General features: G+C 63.3%; 31 protein-coding genes and 1 tRNA gene. 15 read left to right on the top strand and 17 right to left on the bottom strand.

The window, feature by feature from the left end; translation table 11 throughout:
• Window positions 1-24 precede the first annotated feature (24 nt).
• Window positions 25-450 carry an HIT family protein gene (locus tag ACW2Q0_RS02740; RefSeq protein ID WP_457185686.1) on the top strand — a complete coding sequence of 142 codons (426 nt, stop codon included), beginning with the start codon at window positions 25-27 and terminating at the stop codon, window positions 448-450.
• 170 nt (window positions 451-620) lie between these two features.
• On the opposite strand, the gene ACW2Q0_RS02735 is transcribed toward ACW2Q0_RS02740, so the two are convergent.
• The 4 genes from ACW2Q0_RS02735 to ACW2Q0_RS02720 all read right to left on the bottom strand — a co-directional run bounded on the left by ACW2Q0_RS02735 (window position 621) and on the right by ACW2Q0_RS02720 (window position 4,792).
• Entirely contained in the window at window positions 621-2,117 is a 1,497-nt protein-coding gene (locus ACW2Q0_RS02735) for a sensor histidine kinase (RefSeq protein ID WP_457185684.1), read from the bottom strand.
• Window positions 2,114-2,851, bottom strand: coding sequence for a response regulator transcription factor (locus ACW2Q0_RS02730; RefSeq protein ID WP_457185682.1), 738 nt, complete (start codon window positions 2,849-2,851; stop codon window positions 2,114-2,116). Before ACW2Q0_RS02730 ends, ACW2Q0_RS02735 begins: the two co-directional genes overlap by 4 nt.
• Before the next feature lie 108 nt (window positions 2,852-2,959).
• Window positions 2,960-4,537: an alpha,alpha-trehalose-phosphate synthase (UDP-forming) gene (locus ACW2Q0_RS02725; protein WP_457186108.1), complete on the bottom strand. Its 1,578-nt coding sequence runs from the start codon at window positions 4,535-4,537 to the stop codon at window positions 2,960-2,962.
• A gap of 84 nt (window positions 4,538-4,621) precedes the next feature.
• Window positions 4,622-4,792, bottom strand: a complete 171-nt coding sequence (locus tag ACW2Q0_RS02720; protein ID WP_457185680.1) for a hypothetical protein — start codon at window positions 4,790-4,792, stop codon at window positions 4,622-4,624.
• A gap of 205 nt (window positions 4,793-4,997) precedes the next feature.
• On the opposite strand from ACW2Q0_RS02720, the gene ACW2Q0_RS02715 reads away from it, so the two are divergent.
• From ACW2Q0_RS02715 to ACW2Q0_RS02695, 5 genes are all read left to right on the top strand, one after another.
• Entirely contained in the window at window positions 4,998-5,831 is an 834-nt protein-coding gene (locus ACW2Q0_RS02715) for an alpha/beta fold hydrolase (RefSeq protein WP_457185678.1), read from the top strand.
• Window positions 5,832-5,960: 129 nt separating this feature from the next.
• Entirely contained in the window at window positions 5,961-6,203 is a 243-nt protein-coding gene (locus ACW2Q0_RS02710) for an MbtH family protein (RefSeq protein WP_067875298.1), read from the top strand.
• A 124-nt stretch (window positions 6,204-6,327) separates the two neighbouring features.
• Window positions 6,328-6,399, top strand: a tRNA-Thr gene (locus tag ACW2Q0_RS02705).
• A 303-nt stretch (window positions 6,400-6,702) separates the two neighbouring features.
• Window positions 6,703-6,870 (top strand): hypothetical protein, encoded by a 168-nt coding sequence (locus ACW2Q0_RS02700; RefSeq protein ID WP_457185676.1) that lies wholly within the window; start codon window positions 6,703-6,705, stop codon window positions 6,868-6,870.
• 73 nt (window positions 6,871-6,943) lie between these two features.
• Complete coding sequence (locus ACW2Q0_RS02695) at window positions 6,944-7,249, top strand: DUF6879 family protein (protein ID WP_457185674.1); 306 nt, start codon at window positions 6,944-6,946, stop codon at window positions 7,247-7,249.
• A gap of 18 nt (window positions 7,250-7,267) precedes the next feature.
• On the opposite strand, the gene ACW2Q0_RS02690 is transcribed toward ACW2Q0_RS02695, so the two are convergent.
• The 13 genes from ACW2Q0_RS02690 to ACW2Q0_RS02630 all read right to left on the bottom strand — a co-directional run bounded on the left by ACW2Q0_RS02690 (window position 7,268) and on the right by ACW2Q0_RS02630 (window position 19,374).
• Window positions 7,268-7,627 (bottom strand): hypothetical protein, encoded by a 360-nt coding sequence (locus ACW2Q0_RS02690; RefSeq protein WP_457185672.1) that lies wholly within the window; start codon window positions 7,625-7,627, stop codon window positions 7,268-7,270.
• Between the two features lie 59 nt (window positions 7,628-7,686).
• Window positions 7,687-8,172, bottom strand: coding sequence for a h domain protein (locus tag ACW2Q0_RS02685; protein ID WP_457185670.1), 486 nt, complete (start codon window positions 8,170-8,172; stop codon window positions 7,687-7,689).
• Complete coding sequence (locus ACW2Q0_RS02680) at window positions 8,169-8,867, bottom strand: hypothetical protein (RefSeq protein WP_457185668.1); 699 nt, start codon at window positions 8,865-8,867, stop codon at window positions 8,169-8,171. The genes ACW2Q0_RS02685 and ACW2Q0_RS02680 overlap by 4 nt, the downstream gene beginning before the upstream one ends.
• A 71-nt stretch (window positions 8,868-8,938) precedes the next feature.
• Entirely contained in the window at window positions 8,939-10,345 is a 1,407-nt protein-coding gene (locus ACW2Q0_RS02675) for an MCE family protein (protein ID WP_457185666.1), read from the bottom strand.
• Window positions 10,342-11,565 carry an MCE family protein gene (locus ACW2Q0_RS02670; RefSeq protein WP_457185664.1) on the bottom strand — a complete coding sequence of 408 codons (1,224 nt, stop codon included), beginning with the start codon at window positions 11,563-11,565 and terminating at the stop codon, window positions 10,342-10,344. The genes ACW2Q0_RS02675 and ACW2Q0_RS02670 overlap by 4 nt, the downstream gene beginning before the upstream one ends.
• Window positions 11,565-12,830, bottom strand: a complete 1,266-nt coding sequence (locus ACW2Q0_RS02665) for an MCE family protein (RefSeq protein ID WP_457185662.1) — start codon at window positions 12,828-12,830, stop codon at window positions 11,565-11,567. Before ACW2Q0_RS02665 ends, ACW2Q0_RS02670 begins: the two co-directional genes overlap by 1 nt.
• Window positions 12,827-13,894 carry an MCE family protein gene (locus tag ACW2Q0_RS02660; RefSeq protein ID WP_457185660.1) on the bottom strand — a complete coding sequence of 356 codons (1,068 nt, stop codon included), beginning with the start codon at window positions 13,892-13,894 and terminating at the stop codon, window positions 12,827-12,829. Before ACW2Q0_RS02660 ends, ACW2Q0_RS02665 begins: the two co-directional genes overlap by 4 nt.
• Window positions 13,891-14,925 (bottom strand): MCE family protein, encoded by a 1,035-nt coding sequence (locus ACW2Q0_RS02655; RefSeq protein WP_457185658.1) that lies wholly within the window; start codon window positions 14,923-14,925, stop codon window positions 13,891-13,893. Before ACW2Q0_RS02655 ends, ACW2Q0_RS02660 begins: the two co-directional genes overlap by 4 nt.
• A gap of 73 nt (window positions 14,926-14,998) precedes the next feature.
• A complete protein-coding gene (locus ACW2Q0_RS02650) occupies window positions 14,999-16,210 on the bottom strand; it encodes an MCE family protein (protein ID WP_457185656.1) in 1,212 nt (403 codons plus the stop codon).
• 6 nt (window positions 16,211-16,216) lie between these two features.
• Entirely contained in the window at window positions 16,217-17,068 is an 852-nt protein-coding gene (locus ACW2Q0_RS02645; RefSeq protein ID WP_457185654.1) for an MlaE family ABC transporter permease, read from the bottom strand.
• A 4-nt stretch (window positions 17,069-17,072) separates the two neighbouring features.
• A complete protein-coding gene (locus ACW2Q0_RS02640) occupies window positions 17,073-17,837 on the bottom strand; it encodes an MlaE family ABC transporter permease (RefSeq protein WP_457185652.1) in 765 nt (254 codons plus the stop codon).
• A 311-nt stretch (window positions 17,838-18,148) separates the two neighbouring features.
• Complete coding sequence (locus ACW2Q0_RS02635; RefSeq protein ID WP_457185650.1) at window positions 18,149-19,066, bottom strand: 3-oxoacyl-ACP reductase; 918 nt, start codon at window positions 19,064-19,066, stop codon at window positions 18,149-18,151.
• Window positions 19,067-19,185: 119 nt separating this feature from the next.
• Window positions 19,186-19,374: a ferredoxin gene (locus ACW2Q0_RS02630; RefSeq protein WP_457185648.1), complete on the bottom strand. Its 189-nt coding sequence runs from the start codon at window positions 19,372-19,374 to the stop codon at window positions 19,186-19,188.
• Window positions 19,375-19,585: 211 nt separating this feature from the next.
• Between ACW2Q0_RS02630 and ACW2Q0_RS02625 the strand changes: the two genes are divergently transcribed.
• The 9 genes from ACW2Q0_RS02625 (at window position 19,586) to ACW2Q0_RS02585 (ending at window position 26,691) form a co-directional block, all read left to right on the top strand.
• A complete protein-coding gene (locus ACW2Q0_RS02625) occupies window positions 19,586-20,779 on the top strand; it encodes an acyl-CoA dehydrogenase family protein (protein ID WP_457185646.1) in 1,194 nt (397 codons plus the stop codon).
• A gap of 92 nt (window positions 20,780-20,871) precedes the next feature.
• On the top strand, window positions 20,872-21,978 hold the full coding sequence (locus tag ACW2Q0_RS02620) for an acyl-CoA dehydrogenase family protein (RefSeq protein WP_457185644.1): 1,107 nt from the start codon (window positions 20,872-20,874) through the stop codon (window positions 21,976-21,978).
• A 209-nt stretch (window positions 21,979-22,187) separates the two neighbouring features.
• Complete coding sequence (locus ACW2Q0_RS02615; RefSeq protein ID WP_457185642.1) at window positions 22,188-22,580, top strand: hypothetical protein; 393 nt, start codon at window positions 22,188-22,190, stop codon at window positions 22,578-22,580.
• Window positions 22,580-23,605: a hypothetical protein gene (locus tag ACW2Q0_RS02610; protein WP_457185640.1), complete on the top strand. Its 1,026-nt coding sequence runs from the start codon at window positions 22,580-22,582 to the stop codon at window positions 23,603-23,605. Before ACW2Q0_RS02615 ends, ACW2Q0_RS02610 begins: the two co-directional genes overlap by 1 nt.
• Before the next feature lie 187 nt (window positions 23,606-23,792).
• Entirely contained in the window at window positions 23,793-24,104 is a 312-nt protein-coding gene (locus tag ACW2Q0_RS02605; RefSeq protein WP_457185638.1) for a hypothetical protein, read from the top strand.
• Between the two features lie 15 nt (window positions 24,105-24,119).
• Entirely contained in the window at window positions 24,120-24,899 is a 780-nt protein-coding gene (locus ACW2Q0_RS02600; protein WP_457185636.1) for a hypothetical protein, read from the top strand.
• A 107-nt stretch (window positions 24,900-25,006) separates the two neighbouring features.
• Window positions 25,007-25,315 (top strand): hypothetical protein, encoded by a 309-nt coding sequence (locus ACW2Q0_RS02595; RefSeq protein ID WP_457185634.1) that lies wholly within the window; start codon window positions 25,007-25,009, stop codon window positions 25,313-25,315.
• A gap of 709 nt (window positions 25,316-26,024) precedes the next feature.
• A complete protein-coding gene (locus tag ACW2Q0_RS02590; protein ID WP_457185632.1) occupies window positions 26,025-26,264 on the top strand; it encodes an AbrB/MazE/SpoVT family DNA-binding domain-containing protein in 240 nt (79 codons plus the stop codon).
• Window positions 26,254-26,691: a type II toxin-antitoxin system VapC family toxin gene (locus ACW2Q0_RS02585; RefSeq protein WP_457185630.1), complete on the top strand. Its 438-nt coding sequence runs from the start codon at window positions 26,254-26,256 to the stop codon at window positions 26,689-26,691. Before ACW2Q0_RS02590 ends, ACW2Q0_RS02585 begins: the two co-directional genes overlap by 11 nt.
• Window positions 26,692-26,736 lie beyond the last annotated feature (45 nt).

The raw sequence follows: 26,736 nt of genomic DNA, 5'->3' as shown, positions 1-26,736 counted from the left end.
GAGCTGTCGGCGTAGCCTGCGGACATGGCTTCTGTTTTCAGCGCGATCATCGAGGGCCAGCTGCCGGGCCGATTCGTCTGGGAGGACGACGAATTCGTCGCATTCCTCACCATTGCCCCGGTGACGCAAGGGCATACGCTGGTGGTTCCCCGCAAGGAGATCGATCAGTGGCAGGACGTCGACGCCGACACCTTCGCGCGGCTCAACGGCGTCGCGCAGAAGATCGGCCAGGCGGTCCGCCACGCCTGGGACGCCCCCCGCGCCGGCCTACTCATCGCCGGCCTCGAAGTCCCCCACCTGCACGTCCACGTGTTCCCCGCCTTCACCATGGGCAACTTCGACATATCCGGCGCCAACCCGCACCCCACCCCCGAATCCCTCGACGAAGCCCAATCCAAAATCAAGTCCGCCCTGCGCACCCTCGGCCACGGAGCCAACGTTCCCGACTGAGCTGCCCGACCCCGGCGCGTCGCACCGATGCCGTGATCACGGGCGCGTCCCGCACCGCCACCGTGGCGTTCGACAGCGCGGGGGGGTTCCACAATTCCCCGCGCTCACGGTCACGTAGCCGAGGCGACAGTGGGCAAGCCGGTCCGGGTCGCGAGACTCCTTCGCCAGGCTCAGCGATTTTCGCGGGGGAGGCGGACGATGAAGGTCGTGCCTTCACCCTCGGTGCTTTCGACGCTCACGGTGCCGTTGTGCGCGTCGACGAGGGCTTGGACGATCGACAGGCCCAGGCCGGTGCCGCCGCTGGCGCGGGTGCGGGAAGTGTCGGTGCGGTAGAAGCGTTCGAAGACGCGCTCGGCCTCCTCGGGCGGTAGGCCCTGACCGGTATCGGCGACTTCCAGCAGGACCTCGTCGTCGGTGGGGGTCAGCCGGACCGTGACGTCGGCATCCGGGGGCGTATGCGTGAGTGCGTTGTTCAGCAGATTGGCCAGTACCTGACGCAGCCGCGCCTCATCGCCGATTACTTCCAATGTTCCTGTGCCCGAACGGATTTCCAGTTCGACGTTGCGCTTCGGCCCATCGTCGGCGGTGGCGGCGGTGACGGCTCGGGCATTGTGCACGGCGTCGCTGGCGACGGCGAGCAGGTCGACCGGACCCAGTTCCAACGGACGCTGCGCGTCCAATCGCGCCAGCATCAACAGGTCCCCGACCAAAAGCCCCATGCGCTGGGCCTCGTGCTCGATGCGGTCCATCAACATGGTCGGATCCGCCGTCGCGCCTTGCCGATACAGTTCGGCGAAGCCGCTGATGGTCGTGAGCGGCGTACGCAGTTCGTGGCTCGCGTCGGCGACGAAGCGGCGCATCTTCGCCTCGGAGCGCCGGGCCGCCGACTCGGAGGCCTCGGTCGCGGCGAAGGCCCGTTGGATCTGGGCCAGCATCCCATTGAGGGATTGAGACAGCCGGTCGACCTCGGTGTTGGTGCCGCGCACCGGAACTCGGCGATACAGATCACCGTCGGCAATCGCGGCGGCGGTCTTCTCGACCGCACGCAACGGCCGCAGACTGCGTCTGATCACGAAGTAGGCCAGCACCGCCAGTGCGGCGAGGACGGCCACACCGACCAAGAACTGCAGCATGATCAGTCGATTGACGGTATCGATATTCTCGGTGAGCGGTATCGCGACGGTTGTCGTCGTATCGGGCGATACCGCCGTCATGGTTCGCCATTCGACCGTCGAACCGTTCTTGGAGCCGATGGTTACCGGTTTGGTGAGGACCTTGCTGCCCGGCGCATCCGTGGTCGGCCGCACCTCGGGCGCGCGCGGCAGATCCGGTTCGGCTTCCTCATTGAACGGCCTGGTCTCGAGGTAAGTGGTGCTGTTGCCGCCCGGGGTCGGCTCGATATGGACGAAGAAGGTGCTGGATGGATGCGGCGGATTCGACTGAGTCGGCGGCCGCGGCCGCGACCACGCCATCACCGCATCGCGAAGCTGCTGATCGGTGCGGTGCAGCAGCGAATTCTCCAGTGCCGAAGTGACGACCATGCCGGATGCGAACAGGCCGAGGGCGGAGAGCAGCACGAGCGCGACTACCAGCGTGACCCGCAGCGGAACCGCCGAAGAAGCACGTGCCAGTGCACGACGGGTCTGTGCGATCCAGGCTGTGCTCATTTCTCCGACTGGCGTGTGCGATTCGGCGCGCGCATCACGTAGCCCACGCCACGAAGCGTGTGAATCAAGCGCTGATCGCCCGTGTCGACCTTCTTGCGCAGATACGAGACATACGTTTCGACAACGCCGACCTCACCCCCGAAGTCGTAGCGCCACACGTGATCCAGGATGCGCGGCTTACTCAACACCGTGCCCGCGTTGACCATGAAATACCGCAGCAGGGTGAATTCGGTGGGCGACAACGCAACCGGCTCGCCCGCCTTCCACACCTCGTGCGTATCGTCGTCGAGTTCGATGTCCTCGAATCGAATTCGCGAACTCTCACGCTGCGGTGCGGTATGCCCGAAGCGGCGCAGTACAACGCGCAGCCGGGCCACCACTTCCTCGAGGCTGAACGGTTTGGTGATGTAGTCGTCGGCGCCGAGGGTGAGTCCGGCGACCTTGTCCTGGACGTCGTCGCGCGCGGTCAGGAACAGCACCGGCGCGTCGATGCCGTCGGCGCGCAGCCGGCGCAGCAGCCCGAAGCCATCCATGCCGGGCATCATCACATCGACGATCAATGCCTGCGGCCGGAAGCTGCGCGCCTTGTCCAGCGCCTGCGCCCCGTCGACGGCAGTATCGACCGCGAACCCCTGATAGCGCAGGCTCACCGACAGCAGCTCCACGATCATGGGCTCGTCGTCCACCACCAGCACCCGAGCCTCGGGTGTGGACTCCGCAAGCGCACCACTCATTGCTTCATAGTCCGGCAATCGGCTGGGATCTGTCTGGACCTTAGCTGGGTGATTCCTGTGAGTCACCGCGAACTCCTCGCTCGTAGGACTCGCTCCGTCGGGGTCGCGTCAGCGACGGGGGGCTCGCGACTCCGGGTATACATCGTCGTCGGTGAGCAGCGCACTCCCCGCGACCTGGTCCTGAGCCAGTGCCTCCAGGAACGCCCGCGCCCAGCGGTCCACATCGTGTGCGAGCACCTGGCGCCGCAGGGAGCGCATTCGGCGGCGGCGCGTATCGCGGTCGTCCTCCAGTGCGGAGATGACGGCATCCTCCACGCTGTTCAGGTCGTGCGGGTTGCACAGATACGCCTGACGCAATTCGGCTGCGGCGCCGGTGAATTCGCTCAATACCAGCGCCCCGTTGAGACCGCTGTGACAGGCGACGTATTCCTTGGCGACCAGATTCATCCCGTCGCGCAGCGGCGTCACCAGCATAACGTCGGCGGCCACGAAGAAGGCGATGAGTTCGTCGCGCGGAATCGGGCGGTGCAGATAGTGCACGACCGGATAACCGACCCTGGCGAATTCGCCATTGATCCGGCCGACCTGACGCTCGATATCGCCGCGCATCTGGATATAGCTGTCCACCCGCTCCCGGCTCGGGGTGGCCAGCTGCACCATGACGGTATCGGCCGGATCCAGTCTGCCCTCCAGCAGCAACTCCTCCAGCGCGGCCAGCCGGATATCGATGCCTTTGGTGTAGTCCAAGCGGTCGACACCGAGCAGGATATTTTTCGGATTGCCGAGTTCGGACCGGATTTTCGCGGCCCGCTCGCGAACCGAGCGACGGCGCGAATGTTCGTCGAGTTCGGCCGAGGCGATCGAAATCGGGAACGCCCCGACTCGGACCGTGCGGAAGCCCACCTGCACCACGCCCAGCTTGGACCGCACACCGACACTGCCACGCGAAGTGGGCTGTCCGGCCAATCGGCGGGCCAGGTAGAGGAAGTTCTGTGCGCCACCGGGCAGATGGAAGCCGATCAGGTCGGCGCCGAGCAGCCCCTCGATGATCTCGGTCCGCCACGGCATCTGCATGAACAGTTCGACCGGCGGGAACGGAATATGCAGGAAAAATCCGATGGTGAGGTCGGGCCGCAGCATCCGCAGCATTTTCGGCACCAATTGCAGTTGGTAGTCCTGCACCCAGACGGTCGCGCCCTCGGCGGCGACCTTCGCGGTGGCCTCGGCGAAGCGCCGGTTCACCGTGACATAGGCGGCCCACCAGGCCCGATCGTAGACCGGGCGCACGATCACATCGTGGTACAGCGGCCACAGCGTTCCGTTGGAGAACCCCTCGTAGTAATCGGCGACCTCGTCCGCGGACAGCGGCACCGGATGCAGTTCGAGGCCATCCTCGATGATCGGTTCGATATCGACATCGGGAACGCCCGCCCAGCCGATCCACGCCCCCTTGTTATTACGGAGTACCGGCTCCAGTGCGGTGACCAAACCACCCGGACTGCGCTTCCAACGGGTGGAACCGTCGGGCAGTTTCTCCAGGTCGACCGGCAGCCGGTTGGCGACGACGACAAAGCCGGAACCTGCCGCGTTCACCTCGGCTGGGGTGGAGGGGACCACCGCGGCGCCGGGTTCGGATGGAGGCTCTGGAAGGGCGTGTTCGGAGTCCTCGGACGGCTGTTGGGTCATCTGGTCCACTCACGCATCCTTTGCGCATCGCTGTTCGGCGTTGAAGTTGTGAGATAGTCGACGGCCCCGTTGACGTCGAGGTGGTTAGTCGCCTCGTGAGTTGGGCCCGATGCCCAGCATCGACAGCAGCATCCGGCATTCGTCCGCGTCCTCGGCGTAGGCCGCGACGACGCGCTGCGCCTGACGGGCGGTCTCGTCGGCGAGTGGTTCCAGATCGTCGTCCGCGATGTCGTTCGCGCTGCTTTTCGCGGCCATCTTCTTGTCCTCCCGGCTCAGTACGCTCGTACGTGCGAATAGTCAATGGTATCTGGCCACCATGGCTGCGTGCCGCGATGGTGGCGTGCCGCAACCGCATCCTGGCGACCACGGACGCGTTCGGCGTCATACCCCTTCGCTTGTTCGCCGAGAGTGGGCGCACTATACCGTGGGACGGCCCCACCAACTCCACGAAAGGGTCGATATGCCGCTGGCCACGGTGAACGGAATTTCGCTCAACTACGAGGTGAAGGGCGACCGGACCAAAGGCACGCAAGCCAAGGGCGCGGGTCCGCTGGTCGTGATGATCATGGGCACCGGCAGTCCGGGCCGGGTCTGGGATCTGCACCAGGTTCCGGCGCTGGTCAAGGCGGGCTATCGGGTCTGCACCTTCGACAATCGCGGCATCAAACCGTCCTATGAGGCGGCCGACGGTATGACCATAGATCAGTTGGTCGGCGATACCGCCGGACTCATCGAACTACTCGACGAGGGCCCCGCACTGGTGGTCGGCACCTCGATGGGCGCGCGGGTGGCGCAGGAACTCGCGCTGGCGCGGCCGGAACTGGTGCGCAAAGCGGTATTCATGGCCGGGCACGGCCGCCTCGACCAGTTCCAGAAGACGCTCTCGCTCGGCGAGCACGAACTCGACGCCAGCGGCGTCAGCCTGCCCCCGAAGTACGAGGCCGCCATGACCGCGGTGATGAATATGTCGCCCGCGACCATGGCCGATCCGAACGCCGCCCGCGACTGGCTCGACCTGTTCGAATTCACCGGTGGCCCGGTCACGCCCGGCATTCGCGCCCAACGCCGGATGGATCACGATTTCGACCGGGTCCAGGCCTACCGTGGCATCAAGGTGCCGTGTCTGGCCGTCGGATTCGCCGACGATCGGATGATTCCGCCGTATCTGTCCCGGGAGGTTGCCGAGGCCATCCCCGGTGCGCGCTACCTGGAAGTTCCGGATGCGGGGCACTACGGCTATCTCGAGCGTCCAGAAGCGGTGAACAAGATCCTGCTCGATTTCTTCGCGGCTTGAGGTAACCGCCAACGCGTAACGTCTGCCTTGCTAGGGTCGAAACAACGCTCGTGGAGCTTCCGGCGCTCGGACAGCGCTGGATGAGCCAAGGACAGTCCCGTACACGCGCCAGTATCCAGTGAGGTGAAATTGAGCACCAACCCCTTCGATGACGAAGACGGTCGCTTCTTCGTTCTGGTCAACGATGAGGAACAGCATTCGCTGTGGCCGGCCTTTGCGGAGGTTCCGGCCGGATGGCGAGTCGTTTTCGGCGAGGAAAGCCGCGCCGCGTGCGTGGAATACGTCGAAAAGAACTGGACCGATATGCGTCCGAAGAGCCTGCGTGACGCGATGGCCGCCGACGATGCGGCCCGTCAGGGCGCCCAGTCCTGACCCGCGGTATCCGATACTGCGCCGGGCTCACTGAACCGTCACTGCGTGGCACCGCAAAGCCGGTGTCACGCAGCTGACGCGTCCGGTTATGATTAGCACCGTTTTGTTGAGCAAGACTCAGTCCGCCTCCTTAGCTCAGTGGTAGAGCACTCGCCTTGTAAGCGAGCGGTCGTCAGTTCAATCCTGACAGGGGGCTCCCTTTCAAAGGGCCTCTGACCAGACTGAAACCCTGGTCAGAGGCCCCTTTTCGTTGCGGGGTCGCCGCACTCGAACGCGTGCTGAAGAAACTCGAGGCCGAGCCGAAGAAAGCGCGCCGCGCCCGCGGTATGGCATGGTGCCCGATGACATGCCGGCGTACATGGCGAAGCCGGAGCCGATTATTCATCCCGCCGAGCGCGGCAAAGCCGGTGCGCTGTGGCTCGAAATCACCTGGGAGGTATAGACAATGCCTGATCACCCAGTCTCAGCCAGCCCACCAGCGTGCTCAGGGAAGACGATCGTGGAGGTCGTCGAAGCGTTTCAACGGAACTGGCCACACCTCAGGCCGCCGATCTTCCGCGCCGCCGATGTTCTGCCGCTGCTTCACGGCGACGACCGGGAATTCGCGGCCGCATCGGCCCTCATCGACAGCGGGCGCGTCCACTACCCGGACGGAGCCCCCGAATGAGCGAAACCCCCTGCGTCGCATGCGAACGCCCCGTGGGATCGACTCGACCGAGCTGACCGTGGATGACTGATGGTTGTTCGATGACGCGGTGCTGGCGTACACGATCTTCGAGCTGTCAGGCCGTTGGGCCGGTGGCGCAGTCACGACCGATCCTCGGCTGGTCGAGTACTGCCGAACCGTGAAAGAGCGTGTCTGGGCGCTCGCTACCCCTGGGCATGCGAGAGCCCGATCCGGAAGGGGACCGGATCGGGCTCCCAACTGGAGGTTACGCGCTCACTCCGGGATCAATGTCCATGTCTCGCAGCGTTTCGTCGAGAACGCCTTGGCTCCCGCCGCGATGCTGCGATCTGCTGTCCCCTGCCGTTCTCGCTGGCGGTGATCGCGCCCAGGCCGCCGGTCAATGCCGATAGTCGTTCCCTGTAGCAGCCGTTCCCGCCGTCAGCGCGACCTGGACCGACCGGACCGTCATCGGCGAGGACGTGGTCTCGATACTGGCGGCAACCACGGCGGTGCAGCCGACGAACAGCAGGACCAGGATCGCGAGGCCAGTCAGCACCCACGGCCACAGCGGCGGCTTTTTGCGGGGCGGCCACGGCTGCGGCGGAATCAGATAGCTCACGGGGTGATCTCCTAGCGGGAAGTCGAATAGCTCTGGTTCGGGCTTCCCCATGCGTCCCACGAGAAAACACGGCGTGCGCCAGAACACCCGCGCCGGACCGGCCAATGGCAACGCGGCCGAGACTGCCACGGCCAGCATGGGAACACTCCACCGCACGCAGCGGAGTTCAGGCGAGAGTGCCGGGCGAGGGCGGCCGACTAGATCGGGGTGACTGCGGAGACGAGCCAGTGGTCGTCGGTTTTGTCGAGGGTTACTCGGACTCGGCTGGTGCTGATGCTGGCTTGGGGTGCGTCTTTGCCGGTACTTACCTGGTTCAGGTACAGCAGGACTACTGCGTGGGCGGGTTCGGCGGAGACTACGCCGGCGGCCTGGGTGGTGGCCCGGACGTCGAGTTCCTTTTCCTTGGCGCCGGGGGCGATGGCGTCCCTGATCAGTTTCAGGTAGTCGTCGCGGAAGCTGCCACTGAGATTGTCAGCGGCCTTGGGAAGTTCGGCGTCCACCGTTGTGAAGTTGTAAGTGAACATCGCTTCGACGGTGCGTTGGGCCGCGGGAACGGCCTGGCTGCGCGCTTGTTCGCGCTCGCGGTCGTTCCAGTACTCGTATCCGGTGACTCCGCACAAGGCTGCCAGCGCGATGATGACGAGGGCGACTGCTGACGCCACCGGAATCAGACGCCTGCTCATGCGACGAACTCCACTTGTGATGCGGTGATTCCGTTATCGCCACGGGTGACGGTGACCCGGAATCGGTAGTACCGCGTCTGCGGCTCCGTCATACCCGCATTGGTCAGGGTCTGTTTGGCGGCGACCAGCACGCGGGCCGAATCTCCGTCCTCGCTTTCGATGGCGGATTCGATGATCGCACCGGTGGCTTTCACCTTGGCCTGTTCGACCACGCTCGCGTAGGCATCCTTGCGCTGGGCATATTCGGCCTTCAGTTCGCCGGAGGCCACTGCGAGGACGCGGTCGATATCGGCCTTGGCGGTATCGTCCTTGATGGTGGTGAGATTGAGAATCGCCTGCTTGGCGGTCTGCACATAGTCCGCGCGCCGAGCATCGCGGTCGGCTGCGGTGTGCAGGTTGTAGGCGAAGAATCCGGTGCTCACGACGAGCGCGATCACCACGAGTGCGGCCGCGGCGGCACCGGCGATGAGGACCCAGCGCGGTGGACCGGACTTCGGCGTGTCTTCGACGACATCCTCGACGCTGGGTATCTCCAGTGTCGTCACGGGTTCGACGTCCTCGGCCGGGCTGGGACCATGCGCCGATTCCGACTTGGTCACCGTGACCGTGACATCGACCGCGACGGCCTTGGACAGCTCGACACCTTCGGTCTCGAGCGGGAGGGTGTCTGCCAGCGGCGGACCCGCCGAGCGCACCGCTCGTCGCCTGGGTCGAGGCTCGACCACCGTGGATTCACGCTGTGACATGGTTCGTTCGCTGCGCTCGCTCACTGCTGCTCCAGAAGCATCGCCTGCCAACTCGACGGAATCGTGCCCGATCCGTCCGTTCCGATATCCCCCTGACGGTATGTGCGTCCGTCCGGTCCCATGAATGTCCGACTACTGGGATCCAATGTCGTACTGTGTGCGGCCGGGTGGGTCGAGCCCTGATCGTCGATCGGGTCACCCGAGGGTGTCACCGGCTGCGGTGCACCGAACGGCGGGTTATTGCCTTCGGGCACATAGCCGTTCGGGTCGCGGCACAGCTGCGGCGTCGGCGCGCGCTTACCCGGCACCTCCATACACGGCGTATTGCGGATACCGCGCACGGCTTCCTTGGCGTTCTGCGCGACCTTGCAGTACAGCCCGGACGGCGTATCGGGGGTGTCGAACTGGGCGGGCGAGCGACGCTGTTGCGGCGTGAGGAAACCGGTGGTGCAGCCGGGCGGATCGTTGAGTTCCAGATGGAAGTCCACGATGGCACCGTATTCGACGGGGCCGCGGATAGCGGTCAGGAACGCGGCGGTGAGCGGCGGATAAATCACCAGGATCTGTTCCAGACCGGAGTGGTAGATCACCGCAACCTGCCCAACGCTGACCAGGTTCGACAGCAGGATCGGCAGGGTCGGGCGCAGGTCTTGGAACAGCGAACTCACCTGCTGCGCCGCACTCGGCGTCTTCTCGATGACATTGCGCAAGGCCGGATCATGTGCGCGCAGTTGGTCGGTGACTGTTGCCAGGTCCCGGGTCCACGACCGGATCGCCGCATCGGACCGATTCTGGGTATCCAGCAGCGGCCCGATCTTTTCCAGCAGATCCTTGGTCGGCTCCGCATTCGCCTGGGCCTCCTGCACCAGCAGCGATGCGGAATCGATGAACTTCTGCAGATCCGGGCCGGCTCCGTTGAAGGCCTTGAACGCGTCGTCGATCACCTGCCGCAGCTTGGTATCGGCGATGCTGGCCAGCAGGCGATCGGACTGATCGAGCACCGAGCCGATGTCCTGGGGCAGCCTGGTGCGCTCCACCGGAACCACCGAACCGTCGGAAAGGTTGCCACCCTCGGCATTCGGAGCCGGTACCAGATCGACGTACTGCTCACCGATGGCCGAGACGCTGCGCACCCACGCGTCGACATCGGCGGGAATCTTGTAGTCGCTATCGATGGAGAGCTTCGCGTCCACACCGGTCGGGGTGAGTCGAACCTCTCGCACCTTGCCGACATTCGTGCCGCGGTAAGCGACATTGGCCGTCGGATACAGCCCGCCGGTGGCCTTCAGCTCGACCGTCACCTCATAGCGGCCGATGCCGAACATGGCGGGCAGCCGCGCATAGGTACTGGCCATCACCACCAGCCCGATCACCGTCAGTACCGAGAAGATGGCCAACTGGATCCTGACGAACCGCGTGAGTTTCATCGACCCGCCCCTTCCTGCCCATCGGGCGCAACCGTGCGGCCGGGAATCGCGGGCAGACCCGGAATTGGCGGCAGCCCAGGCATATTCGTCGTCGGTGCGGGCGGCGGCTGTAGCGGTGCCGTCGCCGGATCGCTATTGCCCTCCGCCGAACCGGCCAGGCTGCCGAGTGCGCCCTCGACCCCGCCGAACCGACCACCGAGCGGGGTGCCGGTCAGGAAATTCGAATCCAACCGCTTGCCCGTGAGATCGACGGTCATGATCAGGTTCATGTAATCGCCCTTGACCGCGTGATCGAGATTCTTCATCGGGAACGGGAAGGTGAAGATCAGCTTCATAACCTCGACCAAGCTGTTCCCGGTGCTGGCCAGCGTCTGCAGTACAGGTGCCAGATTCGCCAGATTCGCCTTCAGATTGTCCCCGCCCTGCGCCAGAATCCGCTGCACCACATCGCCCAGATCACCGAGGGCGGTAATGGTATGGGTGATGTTCTCGCGCCGATCGGCGAGCACGGTCAGCGCCGGATGAATCTGTTCGATCGCCGCGGCCACCCGATCCTTCTGCTTGGCCAGCGTCCCGGCGAACCGATCCAGTCCGCCCATCGCATCGATGATGTCGTTGGTCTGTGAATCCAGGGTGGCGGTCAGCTCGGTCAGCTGCGGCAGCAGATCCCGGATGGCATCCTCGCGGCCGTCGAAGACGGCGTTGAGTTCGTGGGTAATGGTTTCGAGCTGACTGATGCCGCCGCCGTTGAGCACCACCGACAGCGATGACAGGGTCTGCTCGGTGGTCGGATAGACGCCAGCGCGATCCAGCGGGATCAGATCACCATTTTTCAGCTCGCCTTGGGCCGGAACATCTTTCGGCGCGGCGAGTTCGAGATGATTGCTGCCGAGCAGACTGGTCTGCCCGATCCGGGCGGTCGCATTGGCGGGCAGCCGCACATCATGGTTCAACGACACAGTGACCAGTGCGTGCCAGCCCTGCACCTCGATCTTCGACACCGTGCCGACCGTGACATCGTTCACGCGGACCGGCGAATTCCGGGTCAGCGTGGTGACATTGGGCATCTGGATCTCGACTTCGTAAGCGTTCGGGCCACTTCCGGCCGTACCGGGCATGGGCAGCGAATTGAGCCCGTCCCACTCGCAGCCGCTGATGCCGAGTACGAAGGCCAATCCGAGTGCCGCACCCGCCATTCGCGTGTCGCGTCGACGCATCATCACCCTCCGCCCGGAATAGCCAACCCGGCAACGCCGTTCGGCACGGTCACCGGATTCGATTGCGGCGCGGAATCACTCGGCCCGCGGGCCGCCAGACTCGGCGGACTGTAGACGAGCTGGTGCGGGAACGCGGTCTGGTTGGAAACCGGATTGGCGAGCAGCGGTGGATAATTCATCATGAGCTGCTGGATCACCGGCGCCAGATATTGTCGGCACAGCGCGGCGCTGCGATCGGAACCGTTCGCGTCGTTCGCTTCGACAGCGCCGCACAGGAAGGCAAACGGATTCGCGAAGTTCGGCACAACGACGGCACCGGTAAGACTACCCTGCGCGGGATCGTAGATCTGATAGAAGTTCGCCAGAGCCGTTGGCCCGGCATGCAAGACCTGCTCGAGCTGCGGCCGCTTATCCGCGAGGAGTTGGGTGACCTCGGCCAGCCGCTGCACCCCCTCGGTCAGTGCCCCGCCGCGCTCTTCGATGAACCGATGCACATCACCGACGGCGAGGTCGAGATTGTCGAGTCCGGCACCGAGATCACCGGAAACATTGGCGAGCACCGACGAGACCGAGGCGAGCCGTCCGCCGAACTGCACGATCTGATCGTTACTCTTGGACAGCACATCCACGAATTGCTGCAGATTGCGGATGGTGCCGAACAGATCGGTGCGCCCGTCCGACAGCGTGCTCAGCGTGTGCGACAGCTCGCGCAAGGTATCGCGCAGCGCTTGCGCATTGCCATTGCCGAGATTGTCCGCCGCGGTATCGACGAACCGACCGAACGAACCCTGCTTATCGTCGCCGACGGGCCCCAATGTTGTTGCCAGCTTGGACAATTCGGCCTTGATGTCATCCCATTCGACCGGCACCGCGGTGTGTTCGATCGCAATCATGCTGCCGTCGTGCATCTTCGGCCCACCGGTGTAGGCCGGGGCCAATTGGACGAACCGCGCCGAGACCAGCGACGGCGAAATGATGACCGCCTTGGCATCCGCGGGGATGTCGATACCGCGATCGAGTGTCATCGCGACCCGCACCTGGTCCTTACCGGGATAGATGGAGTCGATCCGGCCGACCTGCACCCCGAGCACCCGCACCTCGTCACCGGCATACAGGCCATTGGTGGACGGGAAATAGGCGGTGATCGAGGTCTTTCCGATCCGCGATATCAGTGTCCACGCACCCGCGATCAGCAGCGCGGCGACGACGACCAGCGCGAGCATCCGCACCCACGGTGGTGCCGAACGAACTGTGCGCAATGCATTCATCGCGGCGGCTCCTGAATCGCGGGCTCGATCGACGGCGGCGCCGGATCGGTCAGATACGCGCGGAAGGAGTCCGGCAGATGCTCTGGCCAGACCAGCGCGTCGACCAGCATCTGCAAGGTCCGTGTGCTCGCGTTCGAGACATACGCCTGGAAGTACGGGCCGCTGCCAACCTGTTCACCGAGCGCGGCCGAGAACGGACCGAGTCCATCGAGCGCCTTCGACAGGTTGTCCTTGTTGGACTGGAGCAGGGCCAGCACCGAATTCAACCGGTCCAGGGTGGGTTTCAGCTGCGCCTCATTGTCATTGACGAAGCCGCTCAGCTGCTGGGACAGCCCGTTGACATACACGATCAACTGACTGAGCGCGCTGCGCCGCCGATCCAATTCACCGAGCAACTCGTTGCCGTCGACCAGCAGCGCGTTGATCTGATTGCCGCGATCGGCGAGCACCTTCGTGACATTCTGTGCCCGGCCGAGCAATTCGGTCAGCGCCTTGTCCCTGGCGTTCAGGCTGCGCGAAAGCCGCGTCACACCGTCGAGCGCCGAGCGCAGCGGTGCCGGGGTATTGGCGAAGGTCGCCGACAATGCGTCCAGTGTCTTGTCGACCTTGTCCATATCCAGGTCCTTGACGGTATTCGTCAGATCACCGAGCGCGTCGGTGAGCGAATACGGCGAGGTGGTGCGGTCCAGCGGAATCGTGTCGTCCGGTCGGGTCGAACCGCTGCCCGCCGGGGTCACCTCGAGCGATTTGCGGCCGAGCACCGTATTGGTCTTGATGGCGGCGCTGGTCTTATTGCCCAGCACGATTCGCTCGTCCAGGGTGAACCGTACGTAGACCTTCGCACCGTCGAGCCGCACCTGCTCGACGCGTCCCGAGCGCACCCCCGCGACCTGAACCTGGTCACCGGGGATCAGCCCGCCCGCATCGGCGAAGTACGCGGTATAGGTCGCACCGGATCGAATGAACGGCAGCCGGTCGACCTGCAATGCGGACAGCGAGACCGCGGTCGCCACGACGATGCCGATAATGCCGAGCGAGACTGCGCGTGATCGGGTTTCGGTCATGGTGTCTTCGCACACCTTCCCGTTGTCTGCATACCGGGCAGGGTGATGTGCATCGGCTTACCGTCCGGCCCATCGACAATGAAGTTCGTGCCGCACACATACATATTCAGAAACGATCCGTAGGAACCGATCCGGACCAGCTTCCTATAGGTTTCGGGCAGCCGGTCCAGCACCCACTGGATAGTGTCGGAGCCGTCGTCCAGCGTGGCGGCGAGGGTTCCGGTCTGCTCGATGGTCGTCTTCAGATCCGGTCTGGCCTGCCGCAGCAGATCGGTCAGATCCCCTGTCGCACCGGCGATCCGCGGTAGTGCCGCGCCGATCGGATCCTTATCGGCGGCCAGACCGCTGATCAGCCTCTGCAATTCCGCGAGTGTGGTGCTGAACTGTTGGTCGCGGTCATCGATCGTGGCGAGTACGGTTTTCAGATTCTCGATTACGCTGCCGATCAACGCATCTCGATCGGCGAGGGTTTTGGCGAACGATCCGGAACTGTTCAGCAGCGCGACGAGCGTACCGCCCTGCCCTTGGAAAACCTGCAGCAGCGCCTCGGTCAAATCGTTGATCTGCACCGGATCGAGGCCGCGCAGCAGCGGTTTGAAGCCACCGAGCAACATATCGAGATCGAGTGCGGGCGAGCTGCGATCGAGTCCGATGGTGCCGCCCTTGGACATCACCTGCGCGGTGCCCGGCCCTTCCAGCAGTTCGAGATACCGGTCCCCGACCAGGTTTTCGTAGCGAATGGTCGCCTTGGTGCTGGTGTAGAGCCGGTACTTGCTGTCCACGTCGAAATCGACATGCGCGAGATTGTCCTTGCCGACGCGTACCCCGGTCACCGAACCCACCGGCACACCGGCGATTCGGACCTTGGCGCCGTCCAACATGCCGGAGGAGTTGGTGAAGACCGCGTGATAGCCAGTCTCCCTGGCGAAGCGAATCTGACCGAAAACCACCACCAATCCGGCCAGCACCAGCGCCATCACCAGCGTGAAGATCGTCAGTTTGACCGTGGTCGCGCGCGGTGTGAAACTCACGACACCTCGCTGGCGCTCGGCTGCGTCGCGTGTTTCGACACGCTGTGTCTTTGGTTCACTCCCGGACGCTCCCTCACAATTGCCCCACCCCCGGCAATCCAGCGAACAACAGCTGGAACACCTTGGGCCCGTTGAGATGTGTCGTTGTCGACGGCGTCCACACATGCCCCTGAGAGGTATCGGTGACCACGAAGTTCGCATGGCTGTCGGGCACCCGGTCCAGCACGCCCTCGCAGTGCGGCCCGCCGGTGGCGTTCACTTTGGGCAGATCCTGGGGATACTCGTAGGGATCGGCGCCCGGCATGAAACCCGCGTTCAACGGCACCGCGTCGAACCGTCCGCCGAAGATGTCCTCACCGATCGGGAGCACCTTGGCCAGACCGACGACCAGGCAGTACAGCGCGGGCTTATAGTCGTTGAGCAGCTGGGTCGTCGGGCGCAGCAGATCCAGCGCCGTCACCAGCGGCCGTTCGTTCGCGCGCAGGACCGAGCCGGTGGTATCGGCCAATCCGATGAGGTTGGCCAGCATCGTATCGACATTCTCCTGCTCCTCGACGATCGTTGCGGCCGTCACCGTCGCGTTATCGGTGGTGCGCAGCAGATCCGGCACGGTATCGGCATACAGGTTGGTGACACCGGTCGTGGCATCCAGGTCCCGTTGCAGCGCAGGCAGACTCGGATTGATATCGCGCAAATAGGCATCGCTGCGGGCGAGTAGATCGCCGAGCTTCGCACCACGTCCCTGCAGTGCGGTGCCCAGCGCCGACAGGGTGGCATTGAGCTTTTCGGGCTCGATCTGCTGCAGCACCTCGGTCAGATGCTGGAACAGCGTGTTGAATTCGACGGTCACGTCTTCGGCCCGCACGGTCGCGCCCGGCTTCAGCGGGGTCGGCGAAGCCTGTTCCGGCACCGTGAAATTGACATACTTGGCGCCGAATACCGTGGTGGACTTGATATCCACGGTCGCATTGGACGGAACCATCTTCAGCAGTTCGGGATCCATCGCCAGGGTGAGCCTCGCACCGTCGGCGGTCTGCTCGAGCTCGGAGACCCGGCCGATCTCCACACCGCGGATCTTCACTTTGGCGTCGGGATCGAGGACCAGGCCGCTGCGCGGCGCGTCCAGAGTGACGGTCACCGTCTTGGTGAATCCGCCGACGAACATGACCATCGCGACGGACACGATCGCGACCAATGCGATCACCATACCGAGCCCAGCGAGCTTCAGCCCGACCCCGCCGCGCAGTGCCGCGCCGAAGCCTTTTTCCGATTGCTTGGTTGCCATACCGCGCTACCCGGAGAGATGGAAGTTGCCGGAGGTGCCGTAGATGGCCAGCGAGATCAGCAGTGTCACCGTGACCACCGCGACCAATGAGGCCCGCACCGCATTGCCGACCGCGATCCCCACACCGACCGGTCCGCCCGCGGCGTTGTAGCCGTAGTAGGTGTGAATCATCATGACCGCCAAGGCCATGAAGATCGCCTGAGCGAAGGACCAGAGGATATCGCTCGGGATCAGGAACGTGGAGAAGTAGTGGTCATAGACCCCCGCCGACTGCCCGTAGATGACCACGGTGGCGAATCGGCTGGCGAGGAACGAACAGATGACCGCGAGCGCATACAGCGGCACGATCGCGATCATGCCCGCGAGCACCCGGGTACCGACCAGATATGGCACCGGCCGGATCGCCATGGACTCCAGCGCATCGATCTCCTCGGCCACTCGCATGGCGCCGAGCTGCGCGGTCGAACCCGCGCCGATGGTTGCCGCCAAACCGATTCCGGAGATCACCGGTGCCGCGATGCGCACATTGATGAATGCCGCGAAGAAGCCCGTCAGCGCCTCGACGCCGATATTGCCGAGCGAACTGTAACCCTGCACGGCGATGGTGCCGCCGGTGAACAGGGTGAGAAATCCGACGATGACGACAGTGCCGCCGATAACGGCCAAAGCGCCTGTGCCCATACTGATTTCGGCGATCAGTCGAATGGTTTCGGTTCGATAGTGCAGCAGTGCCCGTGGGATGGAACCTAGTGTCTGCGCGTAGAACACCGCATGTTTGCCGAGCGAATCGAGCGAGTTCGACAAGCGACGCACTCGCCGCACGGTACGCGGGAAGCGGGATTGGATGACGAATGCCATCGCCTCACCGCACCGCGAACTCGAGGCCGACCGCGGTGACCACGACATTCACCACGAACAGGGCCATAAAGGCGAAGACAACGGTCTGATTCACCGCATCACCGACACTCTTGGGACCACCTTTGACATTCAGGCCGAGATAACAGGCGACCAGTCCGGCGATCAGCCCGAACAAACCGGCCTTCACTTCGGATATCACCAGCTCAGGCAGGTGGGTGAGCAGTGTGATGCCATTGACGAAAGCGCCCGGATTCACATCTTGCAGCAGCACCGAGAACAGGAAGCCGCCGACGATGCCGATGGTGCACACCAGGCCGTTCAACATCAATGCCACGAACATCGAGGCCAGCACCCGCGGTAGCACCAGTCGGTGCACCGGGTCGATACCGAGTACACGCATCGCATCGATCTCTTCGCGAATGGTTCGCGCCCCGAGGTCCGCGCAGATCGCGGTAGCGCCCGCGCCCGCCACGATCAATACGGTGACGATCGGCCCGACCTGGGTTACCGAGCCGAATGCCGCACCGGCGCCGCTGAGATCGGCGGCGCCGATTTCACGCAGCAGGATGTTGAGCGTGAAGCTCACCAGTACCGTGAACGGAATCGCCACCAGCAGAGTCGGAATGATCGAAACGCGCGCGATGAACCAAGCCTGACCAATGAACTCGCGCCCTTGGAACGGTCGTCGAATGCCGGCCCGCGCGACGTCGGCAACGAGTTCGAAGAATCCGCCGACCGCCCGCAAGGGCACAGCAAGGACCTCGTTCATGCACGATCCTCCTTGCTCATCCTGCTGATTCCGCACATCGCACGATGGCCCGCCGCAGCGACGTCAACCTAACGATTAGAACACGTTCATATCGCCACAGGAAGCTGTTTGACACATTTGAGCTGCCATTCTTCTGAAATTCGGCGCACTAATTTGTAACAGGTGTCATTTGAACACGACCCAGTCCTTATGGGGCGCCACACGCATCTACTCCCATGTCTACCAAGCAGCGCATCGGTGATCAACAACCAGCGATGGCACCTGCCATCGCAGAGCAGCCCGAGCGGCTTGGAGCGGGCCCTCGAACCGCGTCAGTTAGCGAGATCTTTCAATGCGGACGCTGAAAACGTACGCCCCGACGACCGCCGCGCGAAGTAACCGCCGAGCGTGGCGGCGAGATCATTTACCGACCAGTGATCATCGGCGGCATCGAAGCGCTGCTCGACCACCGGCGCCGCCATCAGGGCGACCATCGGCCCGTACACCACGAACAGCTGCCCGTTGACCGCATCGGCGGCGGGCGAGGCGAGGTATGCGACCAAGCGGGCCACATGATCCGGTGAAAGCGGATCGGCGCCGTGCTCCGGTGCCACACGGAAGACCGCCTCGGTCATCGCGGTGCGCGCCCGCGGCGCAATGACATTGGCGCGTACACCGAATCGGGACAGGGCGCGCGCCGCGGAGAGCGTCAGCGCCGTAATACCGGCCTTGGCCGCGCCATAGTTGGCCTGCCCCGCCGGACCCAGCAGTCCCGCCTCGGAAGAGGTGTTGACGAGCCTGCCGTATACCGGCGCGCCCGCGGCCTTGGACTTGGCCCGCCAGTAGGCGCCCGCGTTGCGGGTCAAGAGGAAATGGCCGCGCAGATGCACGGCGAGCACTGCGTCGAAGTCCTCGTCGGACATGTTGAACAGCATGCGGTCGCGGGTGATCCCCGCGTTGTTCACCACGATGTCGACGCTGCCGAAGGCCTGCTCGGCGGTGCCGATGAGCGCATCGGCGGTCGCACGCTCGGCAATGCTGCCCGCGACGAACTCGGCCTTGGCGCCCAGCGCACGGATATCGGCGAGGGTTTGGGCCACCGCATCCGACTCCGCCAGGTCGTTGACCACCACCGACGCGCCCGCTCCCGCCAAGGCCAGCGCCTCGGCGCGCCCCAGTCCGGCGCCGCCACCGGTAACGATGGCAACCCGTCCCGCAAGGCCCACATCCGTAATGTCCACATCACTCACGGCTGCATCTCGCTGTGCTCAGTTCCGCCGTGCGCGATCCACTCTGTATTTCCGGTTCGTTCGCTGCGCTCACCCACGGGCCGACTCTAGAACGTGTTCTTATCGACGGCAAGCATGGGTCACAGCAATTTCAGCGCCGCCTTCGGACACTGGGCGACCGCGTCCTCGACATCGGCGAGCCGGTCGTCGGGCACGTCGGCCGCCGCGATGTGCAGCACGTCCTCGTCATCGAGTTCGAAGACGTCGGGGGCGATTCCTACACAGATTCCGTTGGCTTCGCACTGATCCGGATCGACCGTTACCTTCATAGGAACTCCTTCCGTGCGACTCTGGTCGAAGCGTAACAACACCAGGTCGAATCGGGTACCGCCATGGTGCGAATTCAGCAGTAATACTGGAACGCGTTTTAGTTTATATGCAATGATCGGTTGACCGACATCGAACGAAGGCTTCGCTCTTCCCACCCCCGCCGACTGCGCAAGCTCCGTCGGCGATAGCCGTCCCCGAAGAGGTACCGCGATGCGCATTGCGTACACGCCGCAACAGGAACAGCTCCGCGCGCAGCTGCGTGACTACTTCGCGCGGCTGATCACCCCGCAGCGCCGAGCCGCGCTGAGCGCGACCACCGGCGAGTACGGCCACGGCAACGTCTACCGCGAGGTGGTCCAGGAAATGGGCCATGATGGCTGGCTCACCCTGGCCTGGCCCAAGGAGTTCGGCGGCCAGGACCGACCGACCATGGACCAGCTGATCTTCACCGATGAGGCGGCTATCGCGGGCGCGCCGGTGCCCTTCCTCACCATCAATTCGGTGGCGCCGACGATCATGCATTACGGCAGTACGGAGCAGAAGAAGTTCTTCCTGCCCAAGATCGCCGCGGGCGAGCTGCACTTCGCCATCGGCTACTCGGAACCGGGCGCGGGCACCGACCTGGCCAGCCTGCGCACCACCGCCGTGCGCGACGGCGAGGACTACGTGATCAACGGCCAGAAGATGTGGACCAGCCTGATCGCGTACGCCGACTATGTCTGGCTCGCGGTGCGCACCGATCCGAATGCGAAAAAGCACAAGGGCATCAGCATGCTCATCGTGCCGACCGCCGCCGAGGGCTTCTCCTGGACCCCGGTGCACACCATGGCCGGGCCGGACACCAGCGCCACCTACTACCAGGACGTACGGGTGCCGACCAGTTCGCTCGTCGGTCAGGAGAACGGCGGCTGGGCGCTGATCACCAATCAGCTCAATCATGAGCGCGTCGCACTGACCTCGGCCGGACCGCTCATGGTCGCGCTGAACCAGACCACCGAATGGGCACGCAACACCAAGGCGGGCGACGGTTCCCGGGTCATCGACCAGGAATGGGTGCGGCTCAATCTGGCCAGGGTGCATGCCAAGGTCGAATATCTGAAGCTGCTGAACTGGGAGATCGCCAGCCGGGCCGATGCGGGCGGCGATGCCACACCGCGGCCGTGGGATGCCTCGACCTGCAAGGTCTACGGCACCGAACTGTCCACCGAGGCCTACCGGCTGCTGATGGAAATCCTCGGCCCGCAGGCCTACCTGCGTCAGGACTCCCCCGGCGCCGAGCTGCGCGGACGGTTGGAGCGGTGCCACCGCGCCGCACTGATCCTCACCTTCGGTGGCGGCACCAACGAGGTCCAGCGCGACATCATCGCCATGACCGCACTGCAACAGCCGGCCGCGGCGCGCTGAATCTATGGCGGTGTTGCTCGGGGCCCTACGTGATTACGCAAGCTTCCGCCTCCGGGCCCGTCGCGCACACCGCAGAAAGCAGGTAGATCACCATGGATTTCACTCCCACCGAAGCCCAACGCGACCTGACCCGCCTGACCGCCGAGATCTGCGCCAAATTGGTCACCGCGGACCGGATCCGCGAACTCGATACCGAGGGCCGCTTCGACGAGCCGCTGTGGCGATCCCTCGCCGAGACCGGTGTATTGGCCGCCGCACTACCGGAAGCGGTGGGCGGCGGCGATTTCGGCGTGCTCGAGCAGAGCGCCGTACTGCGTGAACTCGGCAAACATGTCGCCGCGGTGCCGTACCTGTGGTCGATCGTGGTCGGTGCGGGTGCGCTGGCGCGCTTCGGCTCTGCCGCGCAACAGGATTGGGCGCGTCAGGCCGGTGCGGGTGGTGTCATTCTGACGGCCGGGCTCGCCGAGGAGCACAACTGGGAGCCGACCAAGCCGACCACCGTGGCCTATGAGGCCGACGGCGCCTGGCGACTCACCGGCACGAAGACCACAGTGCCCTACGCCGATCGTGCGGCTCGAATCCTGGTCTCGGCCAAGGTTTCCGGTGCTCCCGCACTGTTCCTGGTCGACCCTGCCGACGCGACCGTCACTGTGACCGCGCAGCGCGTGGTCGACTTCGGCGCCGAGTTCGGAGTCGAATTCCATGACACCCCAGGCGAATTGGTCGCGACCGTGGCCGAGGGCGCCGAAATCCTGGACTGGATCCTTACCCGCGCCTGGCTCGGCCTGAGCGCGCAGCAGCTCGGCACCTTGGAGCGCGCGCTCGAGCTGGTCGCCGAATATGCCAGGGAGCGTGAACAATTCGGCAAGGCCGTCGGCGGCTTCCAAGCCGTGGCCCAGCGCTTAGCCGACGCGTACATCGACGTCCAGGGCTTGCGACTGACTGTCACCCAAGCAGCATGGCGAGTCTCCGCGGAACTGGCGAGCGCCGAAGCAGTACACACAGCCAAGTTCTGGGCCGCCGACGCGGGACATCGCGTGGCACACACCGTGGTTCACGTACACGGCGGCGTCGGCATCGACCGAGACCACATCGTGCACAACTACTTCACCGCCGCGAAGCACAACGAATTCGCACTCGGCGGGGCGACCGACCATTTGCGGGCCATCGGCTCGCTCCTCGCGGAAACTCCTGCCTGACCCAGGATTGCGGCTGCTATATCGGCCCCGCCGGACCTCGCGATTGGTGTGCAGACGCGGCCGTTCTACTCATCCTATTCGCGCACAGCGCAAGCCGAATCCGCAGTATCGCTCCCGTTCGCAGAATCCCCAGCGCCCGAGTGGAACCGTTCGGGCGATTCATGCGTCCAGTACATTAGACGGACGATCAGAGCGGAGGGGGTCTGTCGATGGACGTGGGCCAGTCGACGGCGAACGCGCTATACCAACAGGCCATGAAGGGGACGTTCCGGATGGAGGCCGACGCCGCCCGACGGTGTGCCGAGGTGTACACCATGCTCATCGATACGACCTTGAATCCACAGATCGAGGAATCGAAACGCCTCCGCAAGCACGAAGGATTCGCCCGGAATTTCCCTGCCCCCACATCGGAACGCCTGACCTGGTTCGACATCGACGGCGACGGCCGCTACCCCTACCGGCACCGGCCCAACGAACTATGCCAGACAGTGTGGTGGCGTCTGCCTTATGGCGGAGCTAGCGCAAATGGGGGTTCGATGCAGATACCAGAGAAGACAACGCTGTCCGCGCCGACGGCCAGCGGTTACCGCGAGGTGCGATGATGGCCGGAGGCTACTACAACCACTACGACGACCCTGACGAATTTTGGGACGAAGAACCCCTTGAACCGGAGCCCAAAACCTTCCCTGCGGTGCAAAATCCACACCATCCCCTAAGCCCGCCTCCTTCGTTGAGTCCGGCTCCACCGGCAACGCCCGCTCATCCCGTGCCCCCACCTCGCCCATTCAACCCGCCCCCGATCGCCGCTCCTGCAGATCCCGACCTTTCGCAGACATCGAGTTTGCGAGGGTCGCCTTTTTCAACCTCCGGCACCACGCCTTCTCAAACACCAGATTCAGAAGGTCTCGACAAGCTACTTAACGACCTTGCCCAGTTCCACGGGTATACCCAGGCAATATCAGGTCTAATGCAGGAGGTCTTCGCCGCCGGGCCGTCCCACGTCACAGGTCGCGACCGCACGGGGGCAGTGGAGGTCTTTCTTACGGGCACAGGAGAACTCGCTCGAATTATCGTTTCAGACAACTGGCGACGTTACCTCGATCCAAGTGGTATCGGTACAGCCGTTGTCAATGCTGTCAAGGATGCCGAGCGAACGCGCTTCGAATCGGCCTGTACCACCGCAGTCGAAAACGGCACTATCGATAGACTCGAAACACTGAGTATGAACGATGTCGCACCGACCAAGTTCACCCCACCAGAACCCACCCCCTCCCCGGCAGTCGGCACTGAGCAACTGCTGGAGGAGACACTTCAACTGCTGAACAGTAATCCCGATGAAGCGACACTCGGCGAATTCGTGGGCACGGCCGGTTCGGAGGACGACCTCTATGCATCGATCACGTTGAGCCAAAACAGTATTGCCGACTGCGTCGTCCGCATTCCTTGGGGAATGGAGGCCGCAGGCAGCTCGATTGCGTGGGCAGTCAAGGAATCATATGACCAGGCCCACCATCGTCGGCTCGCAACTGGAAATGACAGTGCCGCAAGCACCTTCGGCACGTTGGCCAACGACGCGATCCAAACCCTTGTCAACATGCAGATTCGATCACCCGAGGAGAAATGGTGAGCACCACTGCACAGAAGTTCAAGGTTGCCCGACACCGCGCGAGCCGACTCAGATGTTCAGGTAGACAAATCAACTCGACAATAAATGGTTATATACCTTGACAAATATTTACTTCGGCCAGCGGTTCTAAACACAGTCAGGGATGGGGCTCTACTGAACATGCAAAATCAATCGACGGGAGAACCCGGTGGGTGCTGATCCGCAGAAACTCAAGGTTGCCACTGGCTCACTGCGTACCGACGCAGGTGTCTGGGAGGGCAAGTCAACGACCATGTCGGATATCAAGACAAAGATACAGAAACTGACGTTTACCCACCTTGAAGCGGGATTGTTCCAGGTAATCGTCAGCGCGAACGACAAACTCGTCACCGACTTGTCCAGCCGATCAGACGAAGCTTCCCAACGCTTCACAGAGGTGGCCAACGTTCTGCGCTTTTGCGCAGATACTTATGAGGCCGAGGACGCAGCTGGTAAGCATCGCATCGATAATATCTGGTAAACCAGGAAGCTGATAATGAGTTTTGATATTTCTCAATACAATTCAGTTCTAGATGGGTTGGAAAAGTTTTTCGACAAGGTTGACAGCGCAATTGTCAATGATGTCCCAAGCGCCAAGGATGACGCTCTCGATCTCCCCTATGTGAGATTGCTTCCCTCGCTTCAGCGGGTCATAAAGGCTTGCGCAGACAAAATCGTCGAGATTTGCAAATGGATATGGGAAAAGATTAAAGAAATATATCACGGAGTACGCGCACCGTACGAAATGTACTTGCGAAGCAAGGACTGGGCAGAAGTGCGGGATGCTGCAACCGCGGTCAAGCAGGGGCTCGACCCCAACAATGTACAAGCACTTCGAAACTGGGAAGGTGCTGCGCGACTGTCGTACATGCAGACGTGCACCAGCCAGAGTACCGCTGCAGGAACATTTTCCGACATCGCCGAGAAAGCAAGGAGCGCGATGATGGATTCCGCAGTGGGGGGCCTCGCCTTTTATGCCGGGATACTGGCGATATGTGCTGAATTCCTGCTCGGTCTCGCCAGGGCAATCGGCGAGCTACTCTCCGGTGTTGGCGCGGGTATCAGCATCGCCGATATTGCTGCGACAGCCGGTATCTCCACAGCAGCGATTTGGTCAGCAGTCACCCTGTTGACCACCTTTGCCGGAACACAGGCAAAAGCTTTTGGCGAGCTCGATAGGGCCTTCCCCGCCGGGAAATGGCCGGACTCGCAGGCATCGAGTTTTAGTGATGCATCAGTTGACGGGGACAACAAATCTGGCTGGAAGATCGCGTAATCGTGTCTAATGAAGAAATCCAGAGCCGGACCAGGTGGGAACGGCGGGTTCGCCTGTTCGGGCTCGTTGCCGTAGCTGCCCCGCCCACCCTGATCGGGTGTGGACTCATGTTCACGTTCGTCGGCGATTGGGCGGGAGTCGGTCTCGTCCAGCGATTTGCGATCGGTTCAGCATTGGCAGTTATACCGCTTGCGATCGCAATCAGCCGACGAGAGCCCCCCGAGGGGCGACTCCTGGTCGCAGTTCGCAGCGCGTTTTTCACTATATATGCGGGGATGGCGGTAGCAGCGGTTTTCGTGGCCCTGGATGAGAACGGACAATTATTGGCCATCCCGATCTACCTAGCGCTGGTCTTTTCTCTCCACGCTCTATATGAGCGCTGCGTCCAACGGTTTGAAGCGTTCGGCAAATATTGATCGCCCGGTCACGGAAAGCAAATGTCGACGACGAATCAAATCGGAGGCTCCACTGAATGACGATCCACCCAGGATTATTAACGAACGGAAGCGGCGTTCGAACCAGTTTTCGGTGCTACTGCCGTTCTTGGTTCTGAGCGGCCTTATGGCATTCACCGGTCTTCGAGACACTTTGGGTGTAGGGAGTATCGGGGCTGTCATACTGACGGCCGTCCTCTTCGTACAGATTATAGGCATCGCCATCGGTTGGCGTACCGCACCAACCAGGCAAACGCTTATAGCGATATGCAGCGCCTTCGCAGCTGCCAGTTCGGCGGTTACAGGATTGCTCGTAGCAGGCCTCTTCAGCCGGACCGATAATGGCGTGTTGTGGGTCTTTTATGCAGTCCTCATCTTCGGACTCGGCCTACAGGGCTACCACTACCTCTGGCGTGGCCGCGCCTAACTTATGCCTACGCCGATCACGCTGGGCCTGCGGCCTAGCGTGATCGTGTTCACATCAGATTGGGCATCCACTGCTGGTTGGCCGGCAAGCTCGGGTGGCTCGACCGTCGAGCGGTCGGCGAGTACCGCTATCGACCGGGTCCATGTCGACCCGCCGGACCTGCCGCCGGCGGGCCGCGATCGGTGTGCGGACGCGGCTGTCCTGCTCAGCCTATTCACGCTAGTATTACGTAATACGCGTATTACATATACCTAGGAGGCTGGCATGCTGCTCAACAGCAAAGGGCAGGTGACAATCCCGGCGCAGCTGCGTGCCAAGCACAATCTGCGCGAGGGCGACGACGTCGAAATTATCGAGGTCGATGACACCCTCCGGATCGTACGTACCGAGGGTGCCCCCACTCGTGGGCAACGACTCGTGCGGCGGCTGCGTGGGACCGCGGACAGCCGAGACATCGAAGGTATGAGCACGAACGAGATCATGGACCTACTCCGTGGTGAGTAGTCCAACTCCGATAGGCGGACCTGCGGTCCTGATCGATTCGTGTGTCCTACTCGATGTCATGACCAATGACGAACGCTGGGCGGTGTGGTCGATGGACCGAATCACTGAGGCTCTCGATTCCGGTCGAGTGGTCATCAACCCGATCATCTACGCGGAGATCTCCGTCGGATACGACACCGTCGAAGATTTGGACGATTTGCTGCCCGCCGACGAGTTCGAGCGTGAGGCCCTACCGTTCCGAGCTGGCTTCCTGGCGGGCAAGGCCTTTCAACGCTATCGCCGTAACAGCGGCGAGAAGCGCTCCCCGATGCCCGACTTCTACATCGGTGCCCACGCCGCAGTCGCCGGATATCGACTGCTGACGCGTTTCGCCACCCGGTATCGCGGCTATTTTCCGACCGTAGAACTGATCGCACCCGGGCCCTGAAACGGGGTCGCTGGTTGAACTCCACACTCGCCTGCGGCGTGCGGG

This window comes from Nocardia citri, from assembly GCF_054065835.1.
Note: the sequence above shows the minus strand (reverse complement) of the source record. Positions and strands in the feature narration are given on the sequence as shown.

Coding starts and splice junctions, on each gene's coding strand:
- ACW2Q0_RS02740 (WP_457185686.1), top strand. CDS start 25: ATGGCTTCTGTTTTCAGCGCGATCATCGAGGGCCAGCTGCCGGGCCGA.
- ACW2Q0_RS02735 (WP_457185684.1), bottom strand. CDS start 2,117: ATGAGCACAGCCTGGATCGCACAGACCCGTCGTGCACTGGCACGTGCT.
- ACW2Q0_RS02730 (WP_457185682.1), bottom strand. CDS start 2,851: ATGAGTGGTGCGCTTGCGGAGTCCACACCCGAGGCTCGGGTGCTGGTG.
- ACW2Q0_RS02725 (WP_457186108.1), bottom strand. CDS start 4,537: ATGACCCAACAGCCGTCCGAGGACTCCGAACACGCCCTTCCAGAGCCT.
- ACW2Q0_RS02720 (WP_457185680.1), bottom strand. CDS start 4,792: ATGGCCGCGAAAAGCAGCGCGAACGACATCGCGGACGACGATCTGGAA.
- ACW2Q0_RS02715 (WP_457185678.1), top strand. CDS start 4,998: ATGCCGCTGGCCACGGTGAACGGAATTTCGCTCAACTACGAGGTGAAG.
- ACW2Q0_RS02690 (WP_457185672.1), bottom strand. CDS start 7,627: ATGCTGGCCGTGGCAGTCTCGGCCGCGTTGCCATTGGCCGGTCCGGCG.
- ACW2Q0_RS02685 (WP_457185670.1), bottom strand. CDS start 8,172: ATGAGCAGGCGTCTGATTCCGGTGGCGTCAGCAGTCGCCCTCGTCATC.
- ACW2Q0_RS02675 (WP_457185666.1), bottom strand. CDS start 10,345: ATGAAACTCACGCGGTTCGTCAGGATCCAGTTGGCCATCTTCTCGGTA.
- ACW2Q0_RS02670 (WP_457185664.1), bottom strand. CDS start 11,565: ATGATGCGTCGACGCGACACGCGAATGGCGGGTGCGGCACTCGGATTG.
- ACW2Q0_RS02665 (WP_457185662.1), bottom strand. CDS start 12,830: ATGAATGCATTGCGCACAGTTCGTTCGGCACCACCGTGGGTGCGGATG.
- ACW2Q0_RS02660 (WP_457185660.1), bottom strand. CDS start 13,894: ATGACCGAAACCCGATCACGCGCAGTCTCGCTCGGCATTATCGGCATC.
- ACW2Q0_RS02650 (WP_457185656.1), bottom strand. CDS start 16,210: ATGGCAACCAAGCAATCGGAAAAAGGCTTCGGCGCGGCACTGCGCGGC.
- ACW2Q0_RS02645 (WP_457185654.1), bottom strand. CDS start 17,068: ATGGCATTCGTCATCCAATCCCGCTTCCCGCGTACCGTGCGGCGAGTG.
- ACW2Q0_RS02640 (WP_457185652.1), bottom strand. CDS start 17,837: ATGAACGAGGTCCTTGCTGTGCCCTTGCGGGCGGTCGGCGGATTCTTC.
- ACW2Q0_RS02630 (WP_457185648.1), bottom strand. CDS start 19,374: ATGAAGGTAACGGTCGATCCGGATCAGTGCGAAGCCAACGGAATCTGT.
- ACW2Q0_RS02625 (WP_457185646.1), top strand. CDS start 19,586: ATGCGCATTGCGTACACGCCGCAACAGGAACAGCTCCGCGCGCAGCTG.
- ACW2Q0_RS02620 (WP_457185644.1), top strand. CDS start 20,872: ATGGATTTCACTCCCACCGAAGCCCAACGCGACCTGACCCGCCTGACC.
- ACW2Q0_RS02615 (WP_457185642.1), top strand. CDS start 22,188: ATGGACGTGGGCCAGTCGACGGCGAACGCGCTATACCAACAGGCCATG.
- ACW2Q0_RS02610 (WP_457185640.1), top strand. CDS start 22,580: ATGGCCGGAGGCTACTACAACCACTACGACGACCCTGACGAATTTTGG.
- ACW2Q0_RS02600 (WP_457185636.1), top strand. CDS start 24,120: ATGAGTTTTGATATTTCTCAATACAATTCAGTTCTAGATGGGTTGGAA.
- ACW2Q0_RS02595 (WP_457185634.1), top strand. CDS start 25,007: ATGTTCACGTTCGTCGGCGATTGGGCGGGAGTCGGTCTCGTCCAGCGA.
- ACW2Q0_RS02590 (WP_457185632.1), top strand. CDS start 26,025: ATGCTGCTCAACAGCAAAGGGCAGGTGACAATCCCGGCGCAGCTGCGT.